The organism is Aquamicrobium sp. YD-1-mutant5, from assembly GCF_059509755.1.
The window spans coordinates 70033-93057 of the sequence record NZ_JCAKKP010000013.1; the positions used below are offsets into that span (position 1 = coordinate 70033).

Genomic DNA, 23025 nt, shown 5'->3' on the forward strand with positions numbered 1-23025 from the left:
CTGTCCGTGACAGCTAACCGCGTGTTTACCATGGGCTGAATTGCATTCCCGTAAACGCTGTTTTTGCAGAAAAACGACTCCGAATCCGCTGCTCATGCTCCAGCTTTATCCATTCCTTAAAGGCTGGATGCGACTTTCGGCTCTAATCAGAAATGATCTGCGAAGCGGGTCCGTACGAGGCGTTGAGTTGAGTTCGATTGCGGCAAGATACGTTGGAATGCCTGACGCGATTGCGTCGGGCTGCGAGCGTCTCGTGCACAGCCGCGTGGCTGAGCCGGAAGCGCGTGCCCGTCATGCCCGTTTCATCGGACTGATGCTCGCAGCACCCTTCCTGTCTGCCGCAAGCGCGGTGATGCTGGTGACCGCCGGCCTCGGCGCCTCGGCGACTTTGGCCGCGATACTCGGCATATTCGGGCTGTGCTGGCTCGCCGCGCTCGGCGTTTCGGCAAGCGGCCGTTTGGCCGGAGCGGGAGCGGTCGTGCTTGCGGCATCCGCTGTCGCCATGGGTGCGCTGGTGGCTTCCGCCGGCGGCCTTGCATCGCCGGTGGCATTGCTTGTGGCTGCCCTGCCGATCGAAGCATTCTGGGTGAGCCGTTCGAGGCGCTGGGTGCTGGCCGGTGTGGCAGCGGCGGCGCTGGCCTGCACCATGCAATTCCTCCCCGCAGATGTGTGGCTGGCCGCCTATACGCAGCCGCAGCCGTGGCACTGGCTGTTGCCGCTTGCGTGGGGCGCTACCCTTGTGCCGCGTCTGGCCGCTCTTCGTGGCAATGCGGATGCAGGTGCCGAAACCGCGCCTGACCTCAATGTCGAAGGTCTGATGGGTGCGGTGATGCTGCGCCTCAACAGGCAGGGCGAGGTTCTCGATGCGGGCGAGCGCACCACACAGGTGCTTGGTCTGGCCCCCGATCTGCTGCTGGGCAATTCGCTGTTCGAGCGTATCCTTGTCGCCGATCGCATCGCTTATCTGAACGCGCTTGCCGACATGCGCGAGGGGGCGGCTTCTGCCCGCATGGAACTGCGCGTCCGCGTGCCGAAGGCGGATGGCCACTCTTCGGGGAATTACCGGCCGTTCCTGTTCGAACTGGCCAAGGCCGAAGAAGCGGGCAATGCGTTCCTAGCGCTGCTGCGCGACAATTCCGAGCTTGTCGAACTGCGTGAGCATCTGGAGCGCGCCGAGGAAGCCGCAGCCAGCGCCGACGTGACCAAGGGCCGTTTTCTGGCCGCCGTCAGCCATGAGCTGCGCACGCCGCTCAATGCCATCATCGGCTTCTCCGACATGCTGCTGCATGAGATGCTCGGCCCGTTCCACGACCCGCGGCAGAAGGAGTATGTCGAACTGGTGCGCGATTCCGGCCAGCATCTGCTGGAGGTCGTGACGTCGATCCTCGACGTGTCGCGTATCGAGGCCGGGGCCTATCGCACGCATCCGGAGCCGTTCCGCTTCGTTGAGGCGGCGCAGATGTGCCGTTCGATGATGCAATTGCAGGCCGATGCCAAAAAGATTCGGCTGGAACTGCGCGTGGCGGCCGATGCCGGTGAGGTGAACGCCGACCGGCGCGCCATCCAGCAGATCCTGATCAATCTTGCTTCCAATGCCATCAAGTTCACGCCCGAAGGGGGCGAGGTGGCGCTTGGCGCGCGGCGCGTCGGCTCGCGCCTGCATTTCTGGGTGAGCGACACAGGCATCGGCATCGCCGAGGAAGATCTGGCAATCATCGGCCAGCCTTTCGTACAGGTGCAGAACGACTATACGCGCGGCTTCGAGGGGGCTGGGCTCGGCCTGTCTCTGGTGAAGGGGCTTGTGAGCCTGCACGACGGCACGATGTCCATCGACAGCGCGCCCGGCGAAGGAACGACGGTTTCGGTGAGCATTCCGGTGGATGGCCCGAAGGGAGACAGCGACAGACTGGTGATGCTGGCGGATGCAACGCCGGCAGGCAGGAAGAACGGGGATTGGAATGGCTCGCTCCGCAAAACGGGCTAAGGGCAGCAAGGTCAGGAAGAAAGCCAATCGCCCGGGCATAGTTCAGCGGGGCGCGGTTGCGGCAGGCGAACTCGTCTCGCGCAATCCGGTTCTCGTCGGCGGCTCCACGGCGTTTCTGGTGACGTTGTTCTACGTCTCCGCCAATGCGCTTTGGTATCAGCCATTCCCGCATTCGAGCGCCTTCTTCGCGACCAGGAGCCAGCAGGATTTTCCGGTTGTCGAGCAGACCGAGCCGGAAACGACGATCAACATCGTGCGTCCCGATCCCAACCCCGACACTGGCGCAGCGCCGGCACCGGAGAGGCCGCGCGGTGATCCCGTCGTACGGCAGGTCCAGTCGATCCTTCGCGATCTGGGCTTCTATTCGGCCGAACCCGACGGACTCACCGGACCCAATACGCGCGATGCGATAGCCGCCTATCAGGGCAAGGTGGGGCTCGCCCCGACCGGCTCCATCGACGACGCCCTGCTCAATCAACTGGGGGCGGGGCAGGCCGCCGCGGTGCCGGTTCCGGCAAGCCGCGACGACCTGACGGGATCAGTGAGGCTTGATCCGGGACCAGCCTCCGCCAGCAGCCAGATCGTGAAGATTCAGGCCGGCCTCAGGGCGTTCGGCAACACCGATATCCAGATGGACGGCATAGCCGGAGCGCGCACCAAGGCGGCAATCCGCGAGTTCCAGTCGATCTTCGGTCTCGCCGTAAGCGGAGAGCCGGACGCGGCGGTTTACATCAAGATGCGTGAAGTCGGCCTGACCGACTAGATCGCCGTGCGTCCATTCGGACGCATAAAGGACGATCTAAATTATTGATGGAGCATCGGAATCACCGAAAACCGGATTCCACTTTTCGGTCCGATGCTCTAGCAACTTCGGAAAACGTGCGAAGCGATCCGGCGGGAACGGTTTCAAGCCAGAGATCGCCCGACAATCGGACTGGTTAACTGATATGCGCGTGACGACTGATCTTTGGGCCTCGGCGCTGGTGCGGCGCGTCTTCGGCGCCGGCGGCTTCGCTGCCGTGCTGAAACGTGGCGCGGGCGAGGCGGGAGTGGCCTTCCTCCTCGTCAGGGACAGGTTCGGAAGCGTGGCGCTGCTCGGCCCGGCGCCGCAGACCAGCTATGATTCAGCCCGGCCCGACGAGAGGCTGTTCGTTCGCATCGCGCCGGATGAGACCGCGGAGCAACTGGATGCGCGGATCGAGCGCGAGAAGCGCTTCGACCCCGACATATGGGTCGTGGAAATCGAGGTTGGATCGGTGCCGATAGAGGAACTGGTTTCGATCAGGGACTGAAATCAGAGTATTTTGCAGCCGAATGGAAACATTCGGCGTCGCATAGATGCAGAAAAAACAGCCAGCTAGATCAGGTCATCGATTCCGTGAATCGATGACCTGATCTAGCTGGCCTTCAGGGTCTTTGCCGCATCACCGGCCTGTGAGCTGCCGGTCTTCGTCCATGCCGCAACCTTTGCCACGGCGGCTTGCCGTTCCATGCCCCGGTAGCGTTCCACGAACAGGCGCACGCTCGGCACATCCGGGAAGGAACCGGGGCAGGCAGCACTTACGATCAGGAAGGCTTCGGCTTCCCTCAAATCCAGCGCCCGCAGCGAAACGAGAAGCGAAAAGTGATCGGAAGGCGAGACAAGCCTGACGGCGCTGCCGAATTCCACCCCGAGGGCATCGGCCAGCGCGGTTTGAAAAAAGGCTGCATTGGCGCTGAGCGCGCCATCGAGCAACAGCCTGAAGGTTCCGGCCGTTGCGGGCGCGATGGAGAGCGAGGGGCCCCCGTTGTCGACCATGATCGTTCGCAGCTGCTCGCGGGTACGGTCGGCCGCCTGACGGGAAGGGGACGGGTTCTCGTCCGTCGTCTTCGCTGCGGGACGGTTCAGGGCGCGAACAAGACTTGCGATGGTCGGGTGGAGGTCTTTTCTGCGGGCGATGGCGCGTGCATGCGGCAAGCCATGACGACCGATCAGCGCGATGAGCTCGACGCTGCCGAGGGCGCGTGAGCGAACCAGCAGCGGAGCCGAGATCTCCACGGGCTCGTTGGCCAGGCGTTTGACCAGCCCCGGCGGTGCGCTTTCGCATTCGGACAGGGCGGCGGCTGCAAAGCGCCGGGCTTCGGTCGAGACGTCGTCGAACAGCGGCAGGGTCAGGTCGTCAAGCTGGGCGATTTCCCGGCGCGAGGGGCGGGTCAGCGCGCAGAAAGCGGAAATGGCGGCGCGAAACAGCCTTTCAGCCTTGCCGGCTTCAGTCCTGATCGCGATTTGCCGGAAATCCGAGGATGACACGAAGATACGCCTTGAGAATACGCGATGAAGCCGGCAGGCCACTAGCGGCATGCCCGACAGAACTCGTTTCAAATTAGCTCTGATCCGTTAGCGCTCCGTTAACCCTCGGAGCGCCTTATTTACGGAGGAGGCGTTGCGTTGTGCTCCGGTTCAACCGAGAGGAATGCACGAAATGGGCATCGTATTGTCTTTCACGCCGCAAAAGGCGGGCATGAAGAAACCTTCGGGACTCTGTGGCATGGCGGCCGCCGTGGTGATTTTCCCCGGCGTCCGCTACCAACGTGCGGATGAGACTGCGCCGGCACGGGAAGGCCAATGCACGGCATTGCCAGCGGACGGTGCCGCATCCTTACCGAAGCACTGAGGCCGAACTACAGCTCCTTAAGTGTACAGGCGCTTTGTTCGAGGAACCGGGAGACGGCAGGGCGCCAGCTCTCATCCGGCACAAAGGCGCGAAGGACGACAATGCCTTCGCCAATCGGCGTTTCCACGAAGATGGAGCCGTCGAGATCGTCCGGCAGTTGCCGGCGCACTTCCAGCATCTGGGCCGGAGTGAGCACAACCGTGTCCAGCGTGCCGCTGGCTGCGCTGTGGTCGTTGAAACTGTAGATGTTGTGGCCGTTGCGGTCATAGACCGAAACCGACCAGAACGGCACTTTGCCTGCGGCCTGAACGTGGACGATGCCATCGTTCAGATCGAAGCGGCAGGCGGCAGCCAGAAACAGAGGGTCGACCGATTTCACCACCGGCTGGCCGCCGCTCTCCGCTTCGAGCGGGGTCATGCGGTAGAGGTCGGAGGCCATCGACAGCCGTGACCAGGCATCGCGCTCGGACAATTCCGGCACCATCATCAGGACGAGGATGTGGACGATGCCGGCTCCCACCAGACCGAGCAGAACCGCGTAGAGCAGCTTACGCATTGCACCCCCTGCGCACGATGCGCGGCAGTTCGATGCCGGACAGGCCGGTGCTGCTGGCAATGGGGGTGTCGTAGAAGGTGAGCACGAAATACATGGGCCCTTCGCCCGCGGTGATCAGCCAGTTGCCGGGAGCGGGGCTGCCGGAGGCGTCGACGAGTACCGAATTGTCCGGCCGGCGCAGCACCTGATAGGATTGCAACGCAGCCGGACGCAGCTTTCCGGTGCGGATGAAATCGAGCGACTGGTCGGCTGCGTAGAGCGTCCAGAAACGGGTGGCCGGAAGGTTTCCTTCTATCCGATAGGCGCATTCGCGCAGCAGCGGCTGGCCGGCGGAATCGTGCGCGGCAACGAAGGCGAGACCTTCGGCGCGGCCAAGCGCCAGAACGCCCTCGCGGGCAACACGGGCATTGGTGTAGGGATCGGCCTCCGGGGTGCCGATGTCAGGGAAGGCGGTCCATGCACCGATGGTGATGGCGCCTGCGCCCTTCTGGACATGCAGGGCATACCAGACACTGGCCGCGCCACCGCCGATGGCAATGACGAGCGCAATCAGCGTCAGCAAGGCTTTCTTGAGCATTTATCGGCCCGATCGATCTTTTGGGAGCTGGTATCGCGGGGGAAGGGCTTCTGGCAAGTGGCTGGCACCGTCACAGCGCCGAAACCGTCTCCGGATCCAGCTCGGGGCGCAGGGCCGGAGCGGACAGGAACTGCCGGTTGATCTGGCGCAGCAACTGTGTCGTGCGGCTGGACAGGACCGGAGGGCGCTCGGCAGCGGCGCGGTCGGCCTCGGCCAGCGCGCTTGCCCTGGCGGCCTCCTGCGCCTTTGCGGCGGTGGCCGCATCGACGAAGGGCTGCGCGATGCCGGGGATCGGCCGCAGATCGATGTTCTGATGCGCATAGGCCATGAGACGCTGCCAGACCATGGCCGGCATCGAGCCGCCGGTCATGTTGCGCGTCGGGCTGTAGTCGTCGTTGCCGATCCACACGGCAGCCGTGTAATTGCCGGTAAAGCCGACATACCACGCATCGCGGTAGGCCTGACTGGTGCCGGTCTTGCCGCCGGAGACGATACCGGGAAGGGCGGCCCGCCGCGCCGTACCGATGACGGGCACCTGCACCAGCATGGTGTTCATGTAGGATACGGCCTGCTCCGACAGGACACGGCGAGAGGGCGGTGCGTCCTTGCCGAAATCATAGATGACATCGCCGGAATGGGTGACGAGCTGGGTGACGCCATGCCGGGTGCCGGCCATGCCGTCCTGCGGGAAGACGCTGTAGCCGGTTGCCTGATCCATGACCGTCATGCCGGAGGTGCCGAGCACCATGGTCTTGTGCGACTCCAGCGTCGATTCCACGCCCATCGCTTCAGCCAGTTCCTTGATCGGCTTGATGCCGAGACTGTCCTTGGCGAGCCGGACCGGAACGGTGTTGATCGATTTGACGAAGGCGGTGGTCAGCGTCATGCGGCCGGCTGACGCGCCATTGTAGTTGCCGGGGTGCCAGTTGCCCCAACTGATGGGGGCACCGGAGACGATAGTGTCCGGCGTGAAGCCGTGCTCCACGGCCGCGGCATAGACATAGGCCTTGAAGGAGGAACCGGGCTGGCGCAGCGCCTTGGTGGCGCGGTTGAACTGGCTGGCGCCATAATCGCGCCCGCCGACGATGGCGCGCACCGCCCCATTGGTTTCGATGACGACGATGGCGCCCTGGGTCGCGTTGTAATCCTTGCCATACTGGCGCAGGTGAAACTCGAGGGACTCTTCGGCAGCCTGCTGGATATTCGGATCGAAGGCCGTGTGCGCGACCAGCGAATGCTGGCGCGATTTCGCGGCCAGCTTGCGGACTTCCTCGAACGCCCAGTCGAGATAATAGTCCGGGCTCTTGCGATCACCGCGGTCCACGACATCGGCGGGATGCCGGCGCGCCTGCAGAACCTGTCCCTCTGTCATGAAGCCGCTGTCGACGAGGTTTGACAGAACCACATTGGCGCGGGCCCGGGCGGCAGGCAGGTTGACGTGCGGCGCGTATTTGCTGGGCGCCTTGAAAAGGCCGGCCATCATGGCGGCTTCCGCCAGCGTCAGGTCGCGCACGCTCTTGCCGAAATAGAAATCGGCAGCCGCCTCGATGCCGAAGGTGCCGCCGCCCATATAGGAGCGATCGAGGTAGAGCTGGAGGATTTCCTTCTTCGACAGGTTCGCCTCCAGCCAGAGAGCCAGGAAGGCTTCCTTGACCTTGCGTTCCAGTGTGCGCTCGTTGGACAGGAACAGGTTCTTGGCCAATTGCTGGGTCAGGCTGGAACCGCCCTGAACCACGGAGTTGGCGCGGACATTCTCGGTCATCGCACGCATGAGGCCGAGAAAGTCGATGCCGTAATGCTCGAAGAAGCGGCGATCCTCGGTTGCGAGAACCGCCTTGATGACGTGATCGGGCATCTGGTCCACGGGGACCGAATCGCGCTGGATAAGGCCGCGCTGGCCGATCTCGTTGCCATAGCGATCAAGGAAGGTGACGGCGAAATCGTCCTGCGCGCGCCAGTCGCCTCCCGTTTCCTGAAAGGCCGGGATGGCAAGGGCCAGCATGACGACTGCACCGCCCGCGCCCAGCGTGAAACCCTCGCTCAAAATTTCGATGACGCCGCGCCGCCAGCCCTTGACGCGGAAGCGGCGGAAGAAAATGGTCGCGGCTTCCCAGAATTCGCGGAACCTGAAGCCGACTTCATAAAGGGTGGTGTCAAGCCAGGCGTCTGTCGCCAGCAGGAAGGCGGCGACACGGCCACGTTTCTTCTTCGGCTCCAAGGGACTGACCATCTACAAGCTGCCCGGCTGCAAAAGGGCGCCGGAAACACTCCGTCAGAAACCGCCCACACATTCCTTTTCCCCCATCCGCCAGAGGGCGGCAAGAGGGATTCTCAATCAAAGCGTGCACGGTATGTTTAAGATAAAAATCCTAGGAATTAATTCTTGACACCGTAACGCTGCTCTGATAGTGTCTGGTTATCGTCAAAAAAGTGTGACTGGCGCTGGTGGCTCCCACAGGAACCGGCCGGGTCGGTCGATTTGCGATCCAATCAACACATTTACCCATTCAACACATTTCTGATGAGGCAGGGACCATGCCGGAGCCAAAGGCCGGACTGCAGGCCCGTTTGCATGCGCTGCGGGTTCTGGCCGAGGGCGGGCATGCGACGATCGAGCGGCTGGCGCTGGCCAGCGGCCGGTCGACCACGGCGCTTCGGCGTCTGGCCCGAGAAGAAGGCTGGAAGCTGGCGCAGGCCGGCCCGCTGGATGTCTCGGCGCGCATCCGCAAGGCGGCCGGCATGGTCCTGTGCAAGGTGGAGGAGCTGGGCAGGGCCGCTGAAGGTGGCGGCAACATCGACAAGGGCGCCATAGACGGGTTGATCGCGATGATCCGTGGCCTGGAAAAGATCGGCGAAATCATGCGGCCGGAAGAAGCCGCCAGGGAAAACCATATCAGGGATAATGAGGACCTTGCCGAAACGTTGCGACGGATCGAGGAGCGCATCGTCGAGCTTGCACGTGAATTCGCAGCTCGACTGGTTGAGGAACAATCTGGAACCGCAGGAGGCACTGAGGGCGGCGCGTGAATGGCTGATCCGTGGGCGCGCCAACCAGATCCAGCTCGGGCATGACCCCGCCGGTTGGCTGGTGATGGGCGGGCGCGGTTCGGGCAAGACCCGGCTGGGCGCCGAATGGGTGATCGCGCTGGCGCGGGGACTGCCACCTTTCGCGCGGCCCGGTGCCCGTCATGGCCTGATCGCGCTGGTGGGCGAAACGCTTGGCGATGTGCGCGAGGTGATGATCGACGGTCCTTCCGGCATCGCCAGCGTGGCGCGGGGCGACCGGCCCCGCTACGAGGCTTCGCGGCGGCGGCTCCTTTGGCCGAGCGGTGCGGTGGCGCAGGTGTTTTCCTCCGAAGACCCCGAAAGCCTGCGCGGGCCGCAATTCGCGGCCGCCTGGTGCGACGAGCTCGCCAAATGGAAGAACGCCGAGGCGACCTACGACATGCTGCAGTTCGGCCTGAGGCTGGGCGAACGGCCGCGCCAGCTCATCACCACCACGCCGCGACCGACACCGCTGATCAAGCGGCTGCTGGCCGATCCGGCTATGATGCTGACGCGGCTCGGCACGCATGAGAATCGCGCCAATCTGGCGCCGGGTTTTATCGAGGCGATCGAAAGGCGCTATGCGGGAACGCGGCTCGGGCGGCAGGAACTCGGGGGCGAACTGATCGAGGATCGCGAGGATGCTTTGTGGTCGCGCTCCATGCTGGAGCAGGCGATTACCGGCGCTTCCTCGATGGAATTGCAGCGCATCGTGGTAGCCGTGGATCCGCCTGCAAGCTCGCGCCGGACATCGGACGCCTGCGGCATCGTGGCGGCCGGACTGAACGCCGAGGGTTTTGCCGTGGTGCTGGCCGACGAGACGGTGCGTGAAGCAAAGCCGCAGCAATGGGCGAAGAAGGCCATCGCCCTGTTTCACCGGCTTCAGGCGGATTGCCTGGTGGTCGAGGTCAATCAGGGCGGTGAGATGGCGACGGCCGTCTTGCACACGGTCGATCCGGCGGTGCCGGTCAAGCCGGTGCGGGCGAGCCGGGGCAAGTGGCTGCGAGCCGAACCGGTGGCAGCACTCTACCAGCAGGGCAGGGTGCGCCATGCCGGACGCTTTCCCGAACTGGAAGATGAAATGTGCGACTTCGGCCCGGACGGTCTGCCCGGCGGCCGCTCGCCGGACCGCATGGACGCGCTGGTCTGGGCGATTACCGAACTGACGTCCGGTCGGGGCTCGGCCCCGCGCATCCGCGATATTCTTTAACCGACAGGATCTGCAATGGCTTGGAAATGGCCCTGGCCCCGAAGCGCGGGGAACGATGGTGCACGTCTCGAAACCAAGGAGGCCGGGGGAACCGGCTTCATAGCCTTCCATGCGCAGGGCGAGGCGAACTGGACTCGTCGCGACTATGCGACGCTGGCCCGCGAAGGTTTTATGCGCAACCCGATCGTGCACCGCGCGGTCCGGCTCATCGCGGAGTCGGCGGCAAGCATTCCATGGCTGCTCTATGAGGGCGTTCGCGAGATCGAGACGCACCCGCTGCTCGACCTGCTCGAACGGCCGAACCAGCGACAGGCCGGCGCGACTTTTCTGGAAGCGCTCTACGGACATCTTCTGCTGGCCGGCAACGCCTATGTGGAACTGGTCGACGCGGGGGGCGAGGCGCGCGAGCTGCATCTCTTACGCCCCGACCGTGTGACGGTGGTGACGGATGCCTCCGGCTGGCCGGTGGCGCTGGATCACCGGGAAGGTGCAGCGCGGCGGAGGGTGATGCTGGATGCGGGCAGTGCTGTGCATCTGACGCTGTTCCATCCTCTGGAGGACCATTACGGTTTCCCGCCGCTGGAGGCGGCGCTGATGGCGCTCGATACGCACAATGCCTCCGGGCGCTGGAACAAGGCGCTGCTCGACAATTCCGCCCGGCCGTCGGGGGCTCTGGTCTATGCTCCGAAGGAGGGCGGTAACCTGACCGACGAGCAGTTCGACCGGCTCAAGACCGAGCTGGAGCAGGGTTATACCGGCGCCACGCGCGCCGGGCGGCCGCTGCTGCTGGAAGGTGGGCTCGACTGGAAAGCCATGGGGCTGACGCCCCGCGACATGGATTTCGTCGAGGCCAAGCATTCGGCCAGCCGCGACATAGCGCTGGCCTTCGGCGTGCCGCCGATGCTGCTCGGCATTCCGGGCGACAACACCTATGCGAATTATCAGGAAGCCAACCGGGCCTTCTACCGGCTGACGGTGCTGCCTTTGGTGGCGCGCACGGCAAAGGACCTTTCAGCCTGGATGGGGCCGGCGTTCGGGCAGGGCCTGCGGCTCTGGTACGACGCCGACCGCGTCGACGGCCTGACCAGCGACCGTGATGCGCTGTGGGCGCGGCTGGAGGCGGCTTCCTTCCTGACCGAGGACGAAAAACGCGAGGCTGTCGGCTATCGGCCGCGCCACGCAGGGCAAGGAGACCTGTCATGACGGACATGTCGCAAGGAAGCTGGCTGTGGGCGGCCAAGGGCGCCGGGGCGATCGCCGGATCGGCCGCATCGCTGGTCTACATCCTGCCGCAGGGACGCCGCGAGGCGGCCTCGCGCTTCATCGTGGGCGTGATGTGCGGCGTGGTGTTTGGCGGCACGGCCGGCCTGAAGGTCGCGACCGATCTCGGCATCGAGGAGCAGATTGGCTCCTCCGAAATGGTGCTGATGGGATCGGCGCTGGCCAGCCTGTGCGCCTGGTGGGCGCTCGGCTTCGTGCTGAGACTGCTTGGCCAATACCGGCCCGCTGGTCCGGATCGCAATGAAACTGGGGTGGGCGGCAATGAAAGCTGATCGCATCCAACGCCGCTTCGAGCGCAAGCATGTCGATCTTGTGGTGGATGAGGTGGAAGCCGACGGCACTTTCTCCGGCTATGCCAGCGTGTTCGGCGCCGTCGATCTCGGCAAGGACGTGGTTGAGCCGGGCGCTTTCGCCAGATCCCTGCAAAAGCGCAAGGTCGGCGGTATCCGCATGCTCTACCAGCATGATCCGGCTCAGCCCATCGGCGTGTGGACCGAAATCCGCGAGGACAGGCGCGGCCTATTCGTGCGTGGACGGCTGACGCCCGGGGTGCGGCGCGCGCAGGAAGTGCTGGCGCTGCTGCGCAGCGGCGCGCTGGACGGCCTCTCCATCGGCTTCCGGGCGGCGCGGACACGGCGCGATCCGGCAAACGGCATCCGCCGCATCGTCGAGGCGGATCTGTGGGAAATCTCCGTCGTCACCTTTCCTATGCAGCCGGCGGCGCGGGTCGAAACCGTCAAGGCCAGACGCCCGAAGACCGCAACCACCGACGAAAGCGGAGCGCATCAGCTCACAAGGGCAATCCGCCACGCAATCAGCATCATCAACCCGAAAGGACGTTCTCTATGAATGCATCGCAGCCTGCCCAGCCGCTCGAGACCAAGTCGATGAGCGGCGACTATCTGGATCTGAAGGACGCCTTCGGCGATTTCATGTCCACTTTCGAAGCTTTCAAGGAAAGCAATGACCAGAAGCTGGCCGAGATGGACAGGCGGCTTGGTGCCGATGTGCTGACCACGGAGAAGGTGGATCGCATCTCGCGCGCCCTCGACGAACAGAAGCGGGCCATCGACAATCTGTCGCTGAAGCGGGCGCGGCCGGTGCTCGGCCAGATTTCGGATCGTGAACAGGTAACTCTGCCTTCCGAACACAAGCAGGCCTTCGAAGCCTATATGCGCAGCGGCGACGACCGACATCTGCGCGGGCTCGATGCCAAGGCCATGTCCTACGGTTCGGGCCAGGACGGCGGCTATCTGGTGCCGCCGGAAACGGAAGCCGAAATCGGCAAGCGGCTTGCGGCCATGTCGCCGATCCGCGCCATCGCCTCGGTGCGGCAGGTGTCTTCGGCGGTGCTGAAGAAGCCTTTCGCGGTGAACGGCCCGGCAGTCGGCTGGGTGGCCGAGACGGCTGCACGCCCACAGACCAATACGGCGACGCTGGCCGAGCTTCAGTTCCCGACCATGGAGCTCTATGCGATGCCCGCCGCCACCGCCACCCTGCTGGAGGATTCGGTGGTCGATCTCGACCAGTGGATTTCCTCCGAGGTCGAAGCCGCCTTCGCCGAGCAGGAGGGGGCCGCCTTCGTGGCGGGCGACGGCGTCAACAAGCCGAAGGGTTTCCTCGATTATGCCAGGGTGGCCGAGGCAAGCTGGGCCTGGGGCTCGATCGGCTATACGGTGACGGGCGTGGCCGGCGATTTCCCGGCGAACGACGAGTCCGACATCCTCATCGATACCGTTTATGCGCTGAAGGCGGGCTATCGCCAGAACGCGCACTGGGTGATGAACCGCAAGACGCAGGCCGCGATCCGCAAGCTGAAAGACGGTGACGGCAACTATATGTGGCAGCCGCCGGCCGGCCCCGGCCAGAACGCCATGCTGATGGGCTTCCCGCTGGTCGAGGCCGAGGACATGCCCGATATCGGCACTGACGCGACCCCGATTGCCTTCGGCGATTTCGGGCGTGGCTATCTGGTGGTCGACCGCACCGGCGTGCGGGTTCTGCGTGATCCCTATTCCGCCAAGCCCTATGTGCTGTTCTACACCACCAAGCGCGTCGGCGGCGGGGTGCAGGATTTTGATGCGATCAAGCTGATCAAGTTCGGCACGGCATGAGTGTAGCGCTCGCTGCATAAGCCTGCCGATACGGCCCCGGTTTCCTCCGCCGGGGCCGTTTTTCTTTCTCCCAATGCAGAGCGAATATATGACGCTGATCAGAACCGTGGAGCCATCGGCCGAGCCGGTGTCGCTGGCAGAGGCGAAAGCGCATCTGCGCCTCGACCATTCCAGCGAAGACGAATTGCTGTCCGGGCTCATCCGGGCTGCACGCGAAGAGGTGGAGCGGGCAGCCGGGCTGGCGCTTATCGAGCAGAGCTGGCGGCTGGTGCTCGACAGATGGCCGCGCAACGGAACGGTGGCGGTCCCGATACACCCCGTTCGCGACATCCTTTCCGTGACGGCTTACGGGCCGGAGGGCGAGGTTTCGCTGGTCAATCCCTCCTCCTATCAGGCGGATACGGTTTCGCGTCCGGCACGCATCGGCTTTCGCGAAGCGCCGCCGGCCTTGCGGACGATGAACGGCATCGAAATCGACTTCACGGCGGGGTTCGGCGAGGCAGGGACGGATGTGCCGGATCTGCTGCGACGGGCGATGCTGCTTCTGGTGGCGCACTGGTACGAGTTTCGCACCGCCTTTGGTCCGAAAGACCAGCCTGTCGGCTATCCGGCCGGTTACGACCGGCTCATTGCGCCTTTCCGGGCAAGGAGGCTCTAGATGCTGGCTTCCTTTCTCAATCCGGGCGCCATGCGTACCGAGCTGGCGCTGGAGAAGGCTGCCAGCGTGCCCGACGGCATGGGCGGCTTCGCCGAACACTGGAGCGAGGTGGCGACGGTGTTCGCGCATATCGAGCCTCTGTCTGCCGATAGCCGTTTCGGGGCCGACAAGACGCTGGAATCGGTGACGCACCGGATCACCCTGCGCAAGCGGGAGGGCATCGTCGGCGGCATGCGCTTCACGCGCAGCGGACGCATCTTCCGGGTCGTCACCGTGCACGATCCGGACGAGACCGGCCGCTATCTGGTCTGCCGGGTGCGGGAGGGCGAACCATGAATGTGAATATCGCCCTGACGCTCGACGGGCTGGTGCGCGCGCTGCGCTGGAAGGCTCATGAACTGGCCGATGAAGTCGAGCTTCAAAGGCCGGAATCCCGTGATGCCGATCGGGCAAAGGAGGAGCGCAATGACCGCAGCCAGCGCTGACCTGCAGAAGGCCATGTTTGCGGCGCTGACGGCAAATGCGGCGTTGGTAGCCCTGATGGGTGGCGCGCGCTTCTTCGACCGTGCGCCCACCGATGCCGCTTTCCCCTTTGTCACCTTCGGCCGCACCAGCGTGTTCGACTGGAGCACGTCAACCGAGGATGGGCTTGAGCATCTGGTCACGCTGCATGTCTGGTCGAAGGCGAAGGGAAGGAAAGAGGCTTTCGCCATTCTGGATGCCGTGCGCACGGCGCTTGGCGTTCCGCTTTCGCTGGATGGCCAGCATCTGGTGAGTTTCCGCTTCGAATTCGCGGAAGTGACCTTCGATGACGACATTTCCGTCCATCACGGCCTGCTGCGGTTGCGCGCCGTGACCGAAAGCGCCGTCTGAACTTTCGTTTCATCACAATCAGGGAGACCGAGATGGTCGCACAGAAGGGCAAGGACCTTCTCCTCAAGATCGATTCGACGGGGCTTGGCGCTTTCGTCACCGTGGCCGGGCTGCGCACCAAGCGTATTGCTTTCAACAGCGAGACGGTGGACGTGACCGATGCGGATTCGACCGGCCGCTGGCGCGAGCTTCTCGCCGGCAGCGGCGTGCAGCGCGCGGCGGTTAGCGGGTCCGGCATCTTCAAGGATGCCCAGTCCGACGCATTGATGCGGCAGCATTTTTTCGCCGGGAACATCGTTGCATGGCAGCTCGCCGTTCCGGATTTCGGTGTGATTTCCGGGCCATTCCAGATCACATCGCTCGAATATACCGGCGCGCATGACGGCGAGGTCACTTTCGAGATGGCGCTGGAATCTGCCGGGCCGGTCAGCTTCACGGTGACGCCATGAGCGCGAACCGCAGGCGAGGCGAGATTGCCGCCGAGCTGGACGGGAAAGAATTCAGGCTGTGCCTGACGCTGGGAGCGCTGGCCGAGCTGGAGGCGGCATTCGCTACTGAGGATATCGGCAGGCTCGTCGAACGTTTCAGCAGCGGGAAGCTTTCGGCGCTCGACATGATCCGCATCATAGGCGCTGGCCTGCGCGGGGCAGGCGAAGCGGTCAGCGACGAGGATGTCGGCAAAATGGCGGCGACCGGCGGGGCCGCCGGCTATGCGGCGATCGTGAGCGACCTTCTGACCACCACCTTCGGAGGGGCCGCGGAGGACACCACGCCGTCGCGCCCCTGAATGCCGCAGCGGGCGTCACCGCCTTTCCATGGGATGAGGTGATGGCCATGGGCCTCGGCCTGCTGCGGCTTTCCCCTAAAGAGTTCTGGGCGATGACGCCCATTGAATTCGAGCGTGCGTCGCGACCGTTTTCGCAGCGCCGGCTGGCTGCCCCCGCGCGGGCTGAACTGGCGAAACTGATGCACGCGTTTCCCGATCAATATGCAGGAGGTTGACCATGGCCGATGACGTGACGGTGGCCATCAGGGCCGATATCGCACCGTTCCAGACCGCGCTCGCCAGTCTGGAAAAACTGTCCGACAGCTTTGGCACCAATCTGGCCGGCGCGATGAAGCAGGCGGTGGTTGGCGGACGCGAGCTTGACGACGTGCTGCGCAAGCTGGCGCTGAACCTTGCGGGCATGGCACTTTCGCAAGGGCTGAAGCCGCTGCAGTCGCTGGCCGGGTCCCTGTTTTCGGGCTTGCTCGGCGGGCTGGGTGGTGCGCTTCCCTTCGCGAAGGGAGGCGTGGTGCCTTTCGCATCCGGCGGCGTGGTGTCGTCGCCGACCTATTTCCCGATGGGTGGACAGGTTGGCCTGATGGGCGAAGCGGGCAGCGAGGCGATCCTGCCGCTGCGACGCGGTGCTGATGGCAGTCTCGGCGTTGCGGCCGGCGGGACCAGCGCGCCGGTCAATGTCGTTTTCAACGTGACCGCGCAGGATGCGGCCTCCTTCCGCAAATCCGAAGCGCAGATCACCGGCATGCTGGCGCGTGCGGTGTCGCGCGGAACCCGAACTTTCTGAGGTGGCGCGTGTCCGAACTGGCAAGCTTTCATGACGTTCTCTTTCCGCTCGCCGTTTCCTTCGGGGCGACCGGCGGGCCCGAACGCCGCAACGAAATCGTGACGCTGACATCGGGTCGCGAAAAGCGCAATGCGCGCTTTGCTCATTCGCGTCACCACTACGATGCCGGAACCGGCCTGCGATCGCTGGAGGACCTGCATGAGGTGCTGGCCTTCTTCGAGGCCAGGCGCGGTTCGCTGCATGCATTTCGCTTCCGGGATCCGTTCGACATGAAATCCAGTGCGCCGGGGGCAACTCCAGGTCCGCACGACCAGATGCTCGGAACCGGCGACGGTTCGACGCGCCGTTTCGCGCTGGTGAAGACCTATGGGTCAGGCCCCGATGCCTATCAGCGTCCGATCTTCAAACCGGCGGCCGGTTCCCTGCGCGTGGCGGTGGGAGGAACGGATGCGGCCGGAAACTTCGGTTTCGATGCCGAAACCGGAGAGGTCGTTTTTTCCGTCGGCAAGGCGCCCGCAGGCGGGCAGGCAGTGACGGCCGGTTATGAGTTCGACGTTCCCGTCCGCTTCGATACGGATCGTCTGTCCATCAGCCTGAGGGCTTTCAAGGCCGGGCAAATCCCCTCCATTCCACTCATCGAGGTGCAGCCATGAGTGCTTACCCGCAGGCTCTGCTCGATCATTTTGCGCAGGACGTAACCAGCGTTTGCCACTGCTGGAAACTGATCCGAAAGGATGGAACCGTCCTGGGCTTCACCGATCATGATCGACGACTGGTTGTCGACAGTGGCGTTTTCGAGCCGGAGACCGGCCTGAGCGCCAGCGAGGCGCGCGAGTCTCTCGGGCTTTCCGTCGATACGGTCGACGTGGAAGGCGCGCTGGCTTCGGATCGTATCCGTGACGAGGACATAGCCGCCGGTCTTTATGACGGAGCGACGGTTGACACCTATCTCGTCAACTGGCGCAGTCCGACCAAGTTCGCGCTGATCAGGAAAGCGACCATTGGCAAGATCACCCGTGCGGACGGTCGCTTCGTGGCGGAACTGCAAAGCCTCATGCACAGGCTGGACCAGCCCAACGGCCGCTATGTAACGCGCAAATGCGATGCCGAACTGGGTGATGGTCGCTGCCGGGCCAGCCTGAGCCAGCCGGCTTTCAATGCGATGGGGGCGGTGGAAAGCCTGGATGGAGCCGACATGGTACGGGTTTCGGGCCTGGATGGCATCGATGCGGGCTGGTTTTCCTTCGGCACGCTGACCTGGACGAGCGGCGCACGGAAGGGCAGAACAGAGCGGATTATCGACCACAGGAATGACGGGTCGCTGGCGGTTCTGACGCTGCAGGCAAGCAACGGGCCGCCATTCGGTGCCGGCGATGGCTTCACGGTGGTTGCCGGTTGCGACCATTCCTTTGCAAGCTGCAAGACGAAATTCGCCAATGCACGGAATTTCCGCGGCTTTCCGCATCTGCCGGGCAACGATGTGGCCTATTCCTACGTCTCCGACGACGGCGTCTTCGACGGTGGCCCGGTGGTGCCGTGATGGATGCGGAGCGCGTCATTGCAGAAACCCTGTCATGGGTCGGCACGCCCTACCGGCATCAGGCCGGAACAAAGGGCATAGGTTGCGACTGCATCGGTCTGGTGAGAGGCGTGTGGGTGGCGCTCTACGGACACCCGCCCGATATGCCTGCGGACTACGCGCCGGACTGGTCCTGCGGCGATGCCAATGAGGCGATGCTGACGGGAGCGCGCCGGCTTCTCGGCGAATGCGGGCCGGGCGAGCCGTTGCGCGGCCGGATTCTGATCTTTCGCTGGCGGCCGCATCTGCCCGCGCGACATGCCGGCATCGCCGTTGCCGAAGACAGTTTCGTGCATGCCTATGAGGGCGGACGGGCGGTGGTGAAATCCGCTCTCGTTCCGCAATGGCGTCGGCGTATCGCCGGCGTCTTCGCTTTTCCAGACAACTGAACAGCGCCGGAGCTTTTCATGGCCACCATCCTGTTGCAGGCTGCCGGTGCCTATATCGGCGGCTTCCTTGGCACTTTCGGCGGCGCGATCGGCTCTGCCGTGGGCGCCATGGCCGGATATGCGCTCGACCGGGCGCTGATCAACGGCACGCAGCGCATCGAAGGTCCGCGACTGGCCAGCGCAAGGCCTTTCAGCGCCGAGGAGGGGGCGTCGATCCCCCGTCTCTACGGCACGGCGCGGCTGGGTGGCACCCTGATCTGGGCGACGCGGTTCGAGGAAAGCCGTTCGACCCGGCGTCAGGGCAAGATGGGCCCCAAGGTTACGGAATATTCCTATTATGCCAACGCAGCCTTTCTCCTGTGCGAGGGTGAGATCGCGGGCATCAGGCGTATATGGGCCGACGGGCGTGAGATCGACCGCGAGGCGGTGGAACTGCGGGTCTACACTGGCAGCGAGGAGCAGCAGCCCGATCCGCTGATCGAGGCAAGGCAGGGTGCCGGTAACGCGCCCGCCTATCGCGGCGTGGCCTATGTCGTCCTCGAGCGTCTGGATATTGGCGGCTTCGGCAATCGTATCCCGCAACTGCAATTCGAGGTGATCCGGCCGGTCGGCCGGCTGCACAAGGATGTGAGGGCGGTGACGTTGTTGCCCGGCGCCACCGAATACGGGCTTTCGACGACACCGGTGACGAGCCGCAGGCGCCCCGGCGACGAGACATATGTAAACCGCAACGTGCTCTTCGGCGCGACCGACATTCAGGCCTCGCTCGACGAGTTGCAGCAGACCTGTCCCAATCTGAAGCATGTGGCGCTGGTCGTTTCGTGGTTCGGCGACGACCTGCGGGCCGGCCAGTGCAAGGTCCGCCCGATGACGACAACGGCCATTGATGCTGGCTTTTCGCAGCAATGGCGAGTGTCCGGTCTTTCACGGCAGGATGCTCCGGTCGTTTCCCTGCATGACGGCGGCTCCGCCTATGGCGGCACCCCTTCCGACAAAAGCGTCATGGAAGCGATTTCGGAAATCAGGGCGCGGGGCCTTGGCGTAACGCTCTATCCGTTCATCATGATGGATGTGGCGCACGGCAACAGCTTGCCAAATCCCCACGGCGGATCGGCGCAGCCGGCCTATCCGTGGCGCGGGCGCATAAGCTGCTATCCCGGCCCAATGCAGCCGGGATCGGCGGATCGGACGCCGGTGGCGAGAACGCAGGTGACGGCCTTTTGCGGAACCGCGCTGAGAGCGCAATTCGCCAACTCAGGCGAGACGATCTCGTTCACCGGGGGAACGGACTGGGGATACCGGCGCTTCATTCTTCACTATGCGCATCTCGCCGCAAGGGCGGGTGGCGTCGACGCGTTCCTGATCGGCAGCGAATTGCGCGGGCTGACGACCCTGCGTGACCAGTCCAACGCTTTTCCCTTCGTGGAGCAGCTGGGCCTGCTGGCGGAGGATGTACGCGCGGTGCTGGGACCGCAGACGCGCCTGAGCTACGGCGCCGACTGGAGCGAGTATTTCGGCTATCATCCGCCTGACGGCTCGGGCGACGTCTTCTTTCATCTGGACCCCTTGTGGGCAAATCCGGTAATTGATGCGGTCGGCATTGACAATTACATGCCGCTTTCCGACTGGCGTGACGGGGATTACGGCGGCGGCAATCCCGACGGATTTTCCGGTCCCTATGACTTGCAGGGGCTTGGTGCATCCATCGCCGCAGGCGAAGGCTTCGACTGGTACTATCCGGACGGGGCGGCGCGTGAGGCGCGCATGCGCGTGGCCATATCCGACGGAGTGCACGGCAAGCCATGGGTTTTCCGCTACAAGGACATCGTCAGCTGGTGGTCCAGCCAGCATTTCGACCGGATCGCCGGCACCGAGAAAACATCGCCAACCGACTGGATTCCCAGGAAAAAACCGATCTGGTTCACGGAACTGGGCTGCCCTGCCGTCGACAAGGGCCCAAACCAGCCGAATGTGTTCCCGGACCCGAAATCGGCCGAGAGCTTCACGCCCTATTTCTCGTCGGGTGGCCGCTCCGATCTGGCGCAGCTTCGTTTCCTCGAAGCGCATATGAAGCATTGGGACCCCGCCACGGAAGGGTTCGAGGAGGCGTACAATCCGCTTTCGCCCGTCTATGGCGGCCGGATGGTCGATTTCGAGAGGACCTATCTGTGGGCCTGGGACACGCGCCCGTTCCCGGCATTTCCCCAGCGCGCCGACCTTTGGTCGGACGGGCCCCACTGGAGCCGGGGCCACTGGCTGAACGGACGGCTCTCCAATCCCGATGTCGGCGCGCTTGTCGGTGCCATTCTGGCGGATCATGGGTATGACGATGCCATCATCGGTGAGGTGGGAGGATCGGTTCAGGGCTATGTGGTCGCCGACCCCGCCACCGCACGCGCGTCGATCGAGCCGCTTTGCGAGCTGTTCGATCTGAGCCTGCGCGAGGAAAACGGCAGGCTGGTTGTCGAAAGCTCGGGGGCGGGTGCCGGTGCGGTGATCGAGGTCGGTGATCTGGTCGTGGGCGATGTGGAGACCGTGCTGGAAACGGTTCGCATTCCCGATCACGAACTGCCTGCAGAGGCTTTGATCAGCTTCGTCAATCCGTCGCAGGATTATCAGGCGGCGACAGTCCGACGTACCCGCACCGGCGTGCCCGGCGCGCGCCAGCACATGATCCATTTCCCGGGCGTTCTGGAACCGGGGCAGGCAGGTGCTCTGCTGGACGACTGGCTGAAACGTGTCTGGTATCAGCGGGAAACCGTTTCCTTCGCGGTGCCACAGCCCAATGCTGATTTCAGCCCCGGCGCACTGGTGACGCTGCCTGCATCCGCCACCAACTCCGATTTCCTCATCACTGGCATTGATGACGGGATGACGCGCAAGGTGGAGGCACGACAGATCATCCGCGCCGCGCCCGCACCCTGGCGCGAGACGGTTTTGCCTGCATTGCAGCCGCCGCTGCTGGTGGCGGGCAAGCCGCATGTCCTGTTTCTCGACCTTCCGGCCGGTGCTGGCGGGACGGAGCCGACGGAGCAGTTCCGTGTGGCCGTCTGGCAAAAACCGTGGAGAAGCCAGATCGTTTTCGCATCCCCCGAAGATGACGGCTTTGCTTCGCGACAGTTGCTGACGCGCCCGGCCTCGCTGGGGCAACTGGTCGAGGACCTTGAACGGGGCGTGGAAGGCCGGGTTTTGCGCAATTCCTATATCAGGGTCGAACTGTTCGATGCGGATGCGGCAAGTGTCAGCCTGCAACAGATGCTCAATGGCGCCAATGCCGCCGCGGTGCGTTCGGCAGCCGGCACATGGGAGGTGATCCAGTTCAGGCGTGCCGAACAGGTGGCCGATAATATCTGGATGCTTTCGGAATTGTTGCGCGGCCAGCTGGGAACCACGGATGCGATGCTTGCAGGGGCTGCTTCAGGTTCCGATTTCGTGATCCTCGACGATGCGGTCGTGCCGGCCGGTCTGGGACCATCTGAAATCGGTTTGGAGCTGAACTGGAAGATCGGGCCGGCGGCAACTGACATCTCCGATCTGCATTTTGCAACCAGCCGCCAGATCGGAGGCCTGCGGGCCCGGATTCCACTGGCGCCGGTTCATGTCCGCGCGCGTCTTGCCGGAGCGGATGTCATGCTTTCCTGGAAACGTCGCGGACGCCTCGATGCCGACGGCTGGGATCTTCCCGACATTCCGCTTGGCGAGGAAAAGGAAGAATACAGGATCGAGATCGCAGGTCCGGGCGGCGAGACAGTGCGGACGCTCTCCACCCCACAGCCGAACTGGCTTTATCCCGAAGCCCTGATCGCAGCGGATTTCGGTGTTCGCCCCGGAGCGCTGGAAGTGACGGTTCGTCAGGCAGGCGGGCCGACCGGCTGGGGAATCCCCAGCTCTTCCCATCTGAAAATCATCTGAAAAAACGGTTTGAGAAAGGAACAGTCAATGACTGAGACCAAACCCTGGTATCTTTCGCGCACCATCTGGGCATCGGCTGTGGCGGTTCTGACGGGTGTGGCAGGTGCTGCCGGATCGCCCTTCGATGCTGCCGACGGCACCCTGATCACCGACACGCTTTTGCAGGGGGTGAGTGCAGTTGCCGGACTTATTGCAATCATCGGCAGGTTGTCTGCAAAGGACAGGATAGGTTAGGATCATGAAACATTGCCTCGCCTGAGGCCTTTTTTGTGCAAATGCCTGGTTGGGGGGAGATGCGCAGTGGGTTCGGTATTCATTTCGCGTTCAGCCATGGCGGGTTAGAACGTTGAGTATGGAAAAGTTCAGAAACATGATCCGGGCAACGATGCTGGCGATTTGCGCCGGCGCCATGCTGGCGCCGCCCGCCGCCGCTGCCGATTGCTATTCGATCGGCCAGCAGGTGGCGGCCCAGAACGGCGGCACGCTGGCCAAGGCTTCCGAAGCCAACAAGGGCGGGCAGGCGGTCTGCGTCATTGTGGTGCTGGTGCCCGGTAAGGACGGCGAGCGGCCCCGCCGAACCGAGATCGTTGTCCCGAAAGGATGATTCGCGTTTCATTTCAATGAT

Annotated in this window: 28 protein-coding genes; 24 read left to right on the plus strand and 4 right to left on the minus strand. The window is 64.0% G+C overall.

Annotated features, from left to right (window positions below; all coding sequences use genetic code 11):
* Positions 1–217 precede the first annotated feature (217 nt).
* From AC5XE7_RS16205 to AC5XE7_RS16215, 3 genes are all read left to right on the plus strand, one after another.
* Positions 218–1984, plus strand: coding sequence for a PAS domain-containing sensor histidine kinase (locus AC5XE7_RS16205; protein WP_495366817.1), 1767 nt, complete (start codon positions 218–220; stop codon positions 1982–1984).
* Positions 1959–2747: a peptidoglycan-binding domain-containing protein gene (locus AC5XE7_RS16210; RefSeq protein WP_495366818.1), complete on the plus strand. Its 789-nt coding sequence runs from the start codon at positions 1959–1961 to the stop codon at positions 2745–2747. Before AC5XE7_RS16205 ends, AC5XE7_RS16210 begins: the two co-directional genes overlap by 26 nt.
* Before the next feature lie 184 nt (positions 2748–2931).
* Positions 2932–3276 carry a DUF1491 family protein gene (locus tag AC5XE7_RS16215; protein WP_495366819.1) on the plus strand — a complete coding sequence of 115 codons (345 nt, stop codon included), beginning with the start codon at positions 2932–2934 and terminating at the stop codon, positions 3274–3276.
* 104 nt (positions 3277–3380) lie between these two features.
* Here AC5XE7_RS16215 and AC5XE7_RS16220 read toward each other — a convergent pair whose 3' ends face one another.
* Positions 3381–4274: a hypothetical protein gene (locus AC5XE7_RS16220; protein WP_495366820.1), complete on the minus strand. Its 894-nt coding sequence runs from the start codon at positions 4272–4274 to the stop codon at positions 3381–3383.
* A 172-nt stretch (positions 4275–4446) separates the two neighbouring features.
* Here AC5XE7_RS16220 and AC5XE7_RS16225 point away from each other — a divergent pair, with 172 nt between their 5' ends.
* Complete coding sequence (locus tag AC5XE7_RS16225) at positions 4447–4638, plus strand: hypothetical protein (protein WP_495366821.1); 192 nt, start codon at positions 4447–4449, stop codon at positions 4636–4638.
* Between the two features lie 7 nt (positions 4639–4645).
* Here AC5XE7_RS16225 and AC5XE7_RS16230 read toward each other — a convergent pair whose 3' ends face one another.
* The 3 genes from AC5XE7_RS16230 to AC5XE7_RS16240 all read right to left on the minus strand — a co-directional run bounded on the left by AC5XE7_RS16230 (position 4646) and on the right by AC5XE7_RS16240 (position 8001).
* A complete protein-coding gene (locus tag AC5XE7_RS16230; RefSeq protein ID WP_287947217.1) occupies positions 4646–5194 on the minus strand; it encodes a DUF1254 domain-containing protein in 549 nt (182 codons plus the stop codon).
* Positions 5187–5771 (minus strand): DUF1214 domain-containing protein, encoded by a 585-nt coding sequence (locus AC5XE7_RS16235; RefSeq protein ID WP_495366822.1) that lies wholly within the window; start codon positions 5769–5771, stop codon positions 5187–5189. The genes AC5XE7_RS16230 and AC5XE7_RS16235 overlap by 8 nt, the downstream gene beginning before the upstream one ends.
* A gap of 70 nt (positions 5772–5841) precedes the next feature.
* The gene (locus tag AC5XE7_RS16240) at positions 5842–8001 is read right to left on the minus strand and encodes a transglycosylase domain-containing protein (RefSeq protein ID WP_495366823.1); all 2160 of its coding nucleotides are present in this window, start codon (positions 7999–8001) and stop codon (positions 5842–5844) included.
* Between the two features lie 305 nt (positions 8002–8306).
* Between AC5XE7_RS16240 and AC5XE7_RS16245 the strand changes: the two genes are divergently transcribed.
* The 20 genes from AC5XE7_RS16245 (at position 8307) to AC5XE7_RS16340 (ending at position 23004) form a co-directional block, all read left to right on the plus strand.
* Positions 8307–8798, plus strand: coding sequence for a hypothetical protein (locus AC5XE7_RS16245; protein WP_495366824.1), 492 nt, complete (start codon positions 8307–8309; stop codon positions 8796–8798).
* Positions 8731–10026, plus strand: a complete 1296-nt coding sequence (locus tag AC5XE7_RS16250; protein ID WP_495366825.1) for a DNA-packaging protein — start codon at positions 8731–8733, stop codon at positions 10024–10026. The genes AC5XE7_RS16245 and AC5XE7_RS16250 overlap by 68 nt, the downstream gene beginning before the upstream one ends.
* 15 nt (positions 10027–10041) lie before the next feature.
* Positions 10042–11229 carry a phage portal protein gene (locus AC5XE7_RS16255; RefSeq protein ID WP_495366826.1) on the plus strand — a complete coding sequence of 396 codons (1188 nt, stop codon included), beginning with the start codon at positions 10042–10044 and terminating at the stop codon, positions 11227–11229.
* Positions 11226–11579, plus strand: coding sequence for a DUF6107 family protein (locus AC5XE7_RS16260; RefSeq protein ID WP_495366827.1), 354 nt, complete (start codon positions 11226–11228; stop codon positions 11577–11579). The genes AC5XE7_RS16255 and AC5XE7_RS16260 overlap by 4 nt, the downstream gene beginning before the upstream one ends.
* Positions 11569–12156, plus strand: coding sequence for an HK97 family phage prohead protease (locus AC5XE7_RS16265; protein WP_495366828.1), 588 nt, complete (start codon positions 11569–11571; stop codon positions 12154–12156). Before AC5XE7_RS16260 ends, AC5XE7_RS16265 begins: the two co-directional genes overlap by 11 nt.
* A complete protein-coding gene (locus AC5XE7_RS16270) occupies positions 12153–13421 on the plus strand; it encodes a phage major capsid protein (protein ID WP_495366829.1) in 1269 nt (422 codons plus the stop codon). Before AC5XE7_RS16265 ends, AC5XE7_RS16270 begins: the two co-directional genes overlap by 4 nt.
* 88 nt (positions 13422–13509) lie before the next feature.
* Positions 13510–14079 (plus strand): head-tail connector protein, encoded by a 570-nt coding sequence (locus AC5XE7_RS16275; RefSeq protein WP_495366830.1) that lies wholly within the window; start codon positions 13510–13512, stop codon positions 14077–14079.
* Entirely contained in the window at positions 14080–14415 is a 336-nt protein-coding gene (locus AC5XE7_RS16280) for a phage head closure protein (RefSeq protein ID WP_495366831.1), read from the plus strand.
* Entirely contained in the window at positions 14412–14564 is a 153-nt protein-coding gene (locus tag AC5XE7_RS16285; RefSeq protein ID WP_495366832.1) for a hypothetical protein, read from the plus strand. The genes AC5XE7_RS16280 and AC5XE7_RS16285 overlap by 4 nt, the downstream gene beginning before the upstream one ends.
* Positions 14545–14952, plus strand: coding sequence for a DUF3168 domain-containing protein (locus AC5XE7_RS16290; RefSeq protein WP_495366833.1), 408 nt, complete (start codon positions 14545–14547; stop codon positions 14950–14952). The genes AC5XE7_RS16285 and AC5XE7_RS16290 overlap by 20 nt, the downstream gene beginning before the upstream one ends.
* Positions 14953–14984: 32 nt before the next feature.
* Positions 14985–15401 carry a phage major tail protein, TP901-1 family gene (locus AC5XE7_RS16295; protein ID WP_495366834.1) on the plus strand — a complete coding sequence of 139 codons (417 nt, stop codon included), beginning with the start codon at positions 14985–14987 and terminating at the stop codon, positions 15399–15401.
* Positions 15398–15739, plus strand: coding sequence for a gene transfer agent family protein (locus AC5XE7_RS16300; protein ID WP_495366835.1), 342 nt, complete (start codon positions 15398–15400; stop codon positions 15737–15739). The genes AC5XE7_RS16295 and AC5XE7_RS16300 overlap by 4 nt, the downstream gene beginning before the upstream one ends.
* Positions 15736–15954: a phage tail assembly chaperone gene (locus AC5XE7_RS16305; protein WP_495366870.1), complete on the plus strand. Its 219-nt coding sequence runs from the start codon at positions 15736–15738 to the stop codon at positions 15952–15954. Before AC5XE7_RS16300 ends, AC5XE7_RS16305 begins: the two co-directional genes overlap by 4 nt.
* Positions 15955–15956: 2 nt before the next feature.
* A complete protein-coding gene (locus tag AC5XE7_RS16310) occupies positions 15957–16520 on the plus strand; it encodes a phage tail tape measure protein (RefSeq protein WP_495366836.1) in 564 nt (187 codons plus the stop codon).
* 17 nt (positions 16521–16537) lie between these two features.
* Entirely contained in the window at positions 16538–17173 is a 636-nt protein-coding gene (locus AC5XE7_RS16315; protein ID WP_495366871.1) for a phage distal tail protein, Rcc01695 family, read from the plus strand.
* Positions 17170–18060, plus strand: a complete 891-nt coding sequence (locus tag AC5XE7_RS16320; RefSeq protein WP_495366837.1) for a phage/gene transfer agent baseplate hub protein — start codon at positions 17170–17172, stop codon at positions 18058–18060. The genes AC5XE7_RS16315 and AC5XE7_RS16320 overlap by 4 nt, the downstream gene beginning before the upstream one ends.
* The gene (locus AC5XE7_RS16325; RefSeq protein WP_495366838.1) at positions 18057–18488 is read left to right on the plus strand and encodes a C40 family peptidase; all 432 of its coding nucleotides are present in this window, start codon (positions 18057–18059) and stop codon (positions 18486–18488) included. Before AC5XE7_RS16320 ends, AC5XE7_RS16325 begins: the two co-directional genes overlap by 4 nt.
* Before the next feature lie 18 nt (positions 18489–18506).
* Positions 18507–22400, plus strand: a complete 3894-nt coding sequence (locus tag AC5XE7_RS16330; protein WP_495366839.1) for a baseplate multidomain protein megatron — start codon at positions 18507–18509, stop codon at positions 22398–22400.
* A gap of 27 nt (positions 22401–22427) precedes the next feature.
* Positions 22428–22634, plus strand: coding sequence for a hypothetical protein (locus AC5XE7_RS16335; RefSeq protein WP_239800974.1), 207 nt, complete (start codon positions 22428–22430; stop codon positions 22632–22634).
* 118 nt (positions 22635–22752) lie between these two features.
* Positions 22753–23004: a hypothetical protein gene (locus AC5XE7_RS16340; protein WP_495366840.1), complete on the plus strand. Its 252-nt coding sequence runs from the start codon at positions 22753–22755 to the stop codon at positions 23002–23004.
* Positions 23005–23025 lie beyond the last annotated feature (21 nt).

What these genes read in the sequence shown, in the direction of transcription:
- AC5XE7_RS16225 (WP_495366821.1), top strand. Translation starts at nt 4,447, where the DNA reads ATGGGCATCGTATTGTCTTTCACGCCGCAAAAGGCGGGCATGAAGAAA.
- AC5XE7_RS16255 (WP_495366826.1), top strand. Translation starts at nt 10,042, where the DNA reads ATGGCTTGGAAATGGCCCTGGCCCCGAAGCGCGGGGAACGATGGTGCA.
- AC5XE7_RS16285 (WP_495366832.1), top strand. Translation starts at nt 14,412, where the DNA reads ATGAATGTGAATATCGCCCTGACGCTCGACGGGCTGGTGCGCGCGCTG.
- AC5XE7_RS16295 (WP_495366834.1), top strand. Translation starts at nt 14,985, where the DNA reads ATGGTCGCACAGAAGGGCAAGGACCTTCTCCTCAAGATCGATTCGACG.
- AC5XE7_RS16300 (WP_495366835.1), top strand. Translation starts at nt 15,398, where the DNA reads ATGAGCGCGAACCGCAGGCGAGGCGAGATTGCCGCCGAGCTGGACGGG.
- AC5XE7_RS16230 (WP_287947217.1), bottom strand. Translation starts at nt 5,194, where the DNA reads ATGCGTAAGCTGCTCTACGCGGTTCTGCTCGGTCTGGTGGGAGCCGGC.
- AC5XE7_RS16320 (WP_495366837.1), top strand. Translation starts at nt 17,170, where the DNA reads ATGAGTGCTTACCCGCAGGCTCTGCTCGATCATTTTGCGCAGGACGTA.
- AC5XE7_RS16330 (WP_495366839.1), top strand. Translation starts at nt 18,507, where the DNA reads ATGGCCACCATCCTGTTGCAGGCTGCCGGTGCCTATATCGGCGGCTTC.
- AC5XE7_RS16210 (WP_495366818.1), top strand. Translation starts at nt 1,959, where the DNA reads ATGGCTCGCTCCGCAAAACGGGCTAAGGGCAGCAAGGTCAGGAAGAAA.
- AC5XE7_RS16335 (WP_239800974.1), top strand. Translation starts at nt 22,428, where the DNA reads ATGACTGAGACCAAACCCTGGTATCTTTCGCGCACCATCTGGGCATCG.
- AC5XE7_RS16260 (WP_495366827.1), top strand. Translation starts at nt 11,226, where the DNA reads ATGACGGACATGTCGCAAGGAAGCTGGCTGTGGGCGGCCAAGGGCGCC.
- AC5XE7_RS16310 (WP_495366836.1), top strand. Translation starts at nt 15,957, where the DNA reads ATGGCCGATGACGTGACGGTGGCCATCAGGGCCGATATCGCACCGTTC.
- AC5XE7_RS16340 (WP_495366840.1), top strand. Translation starts at nt 22,753, where the DNA reads ATGGAAAAGTTCAGAAACATGATCCGGGCAACGATGCTGGCGATTTGC.
- AC5XE7_RS16270 (WP_495366829.1), top strand. Translation starts at nt 12,153, where the DNA reads ATGAATGCATCGCAGCCTGCCCAGCCGCTCGAGACCAAGTCGATGAGC.
- AC5XE7_RS16275 (WP_495366830.1), top strand. Translation starts at nt 13,510, where the DNA reads ATGACGCTGATCAGAACCGTGGAGCCATCGGCCGAGCCGGTGTCGCTG.
- AC5XE7_RS16265 (WP_495366828.1), top strand. Translation starts at nt 11,569, where the DNA reads ATGAAAGCTGATCGCATCCAACGCCGCTTCGAGCGCAAGCATGTCGAT.
- AC5XE7_RS16215 (WP_495366819.1), top strand. Translation starts at nt 2,932, where the DNA reads ATGCGCGTGACGACTGATCTTTGGGCCTCGGCGCTGGTGCGGCGCGTC.
- AC5XE7_RS16290 (WP_495366833.1), top strand. Translation starts at nt 14,545, where the DNA reads ATGACCGCAGCCAGCGCTGACCTGCAGAAGGCCATGTTTGCGGCGCTG.
- AC5XE7_RS16240 (WP_495366823.1), bottom strand. Translation starts at nt 8,001, where the DNA reads ATGGTCAGTCCCTTGGAGCCGAAGAAGAAACGTGGCCGTGTCGCCGCC.
- AC5XE7_RS16280 (WP_495366831.1), top strand. Translation starts at nt 14,080, where the DNA reads ATGCTGGCTTCCTTTCTCAATCCGGGCGCCATGCGTACCGAGCTGGCG.
- AC5XE7_RS16205 (WP_495366817.1), top strand. Translation starts at nt 218, where the DNA reads ATGCCTGACGCGATTGCGTCGGGCTGCGAGCGTCTCGTGCACAGCCGC.
- AC5XE7_RS16245 (WP_495366824.1), top strand. Translation starts at nt 8,307, where the DNA reads ATGCCGGAGCCAAAGGCCGGACTGCAGGCCCGTTTGCATGCGCTGCGG.
- AC5XE7_RS16235 (WP_495366822.1), bottom strand. Translation starts at nt 5,771, where the DNA reads ATGCTCAAGAAAGCCTTGCTGACGCTGATTGCGCTCGTCATTGCCATC.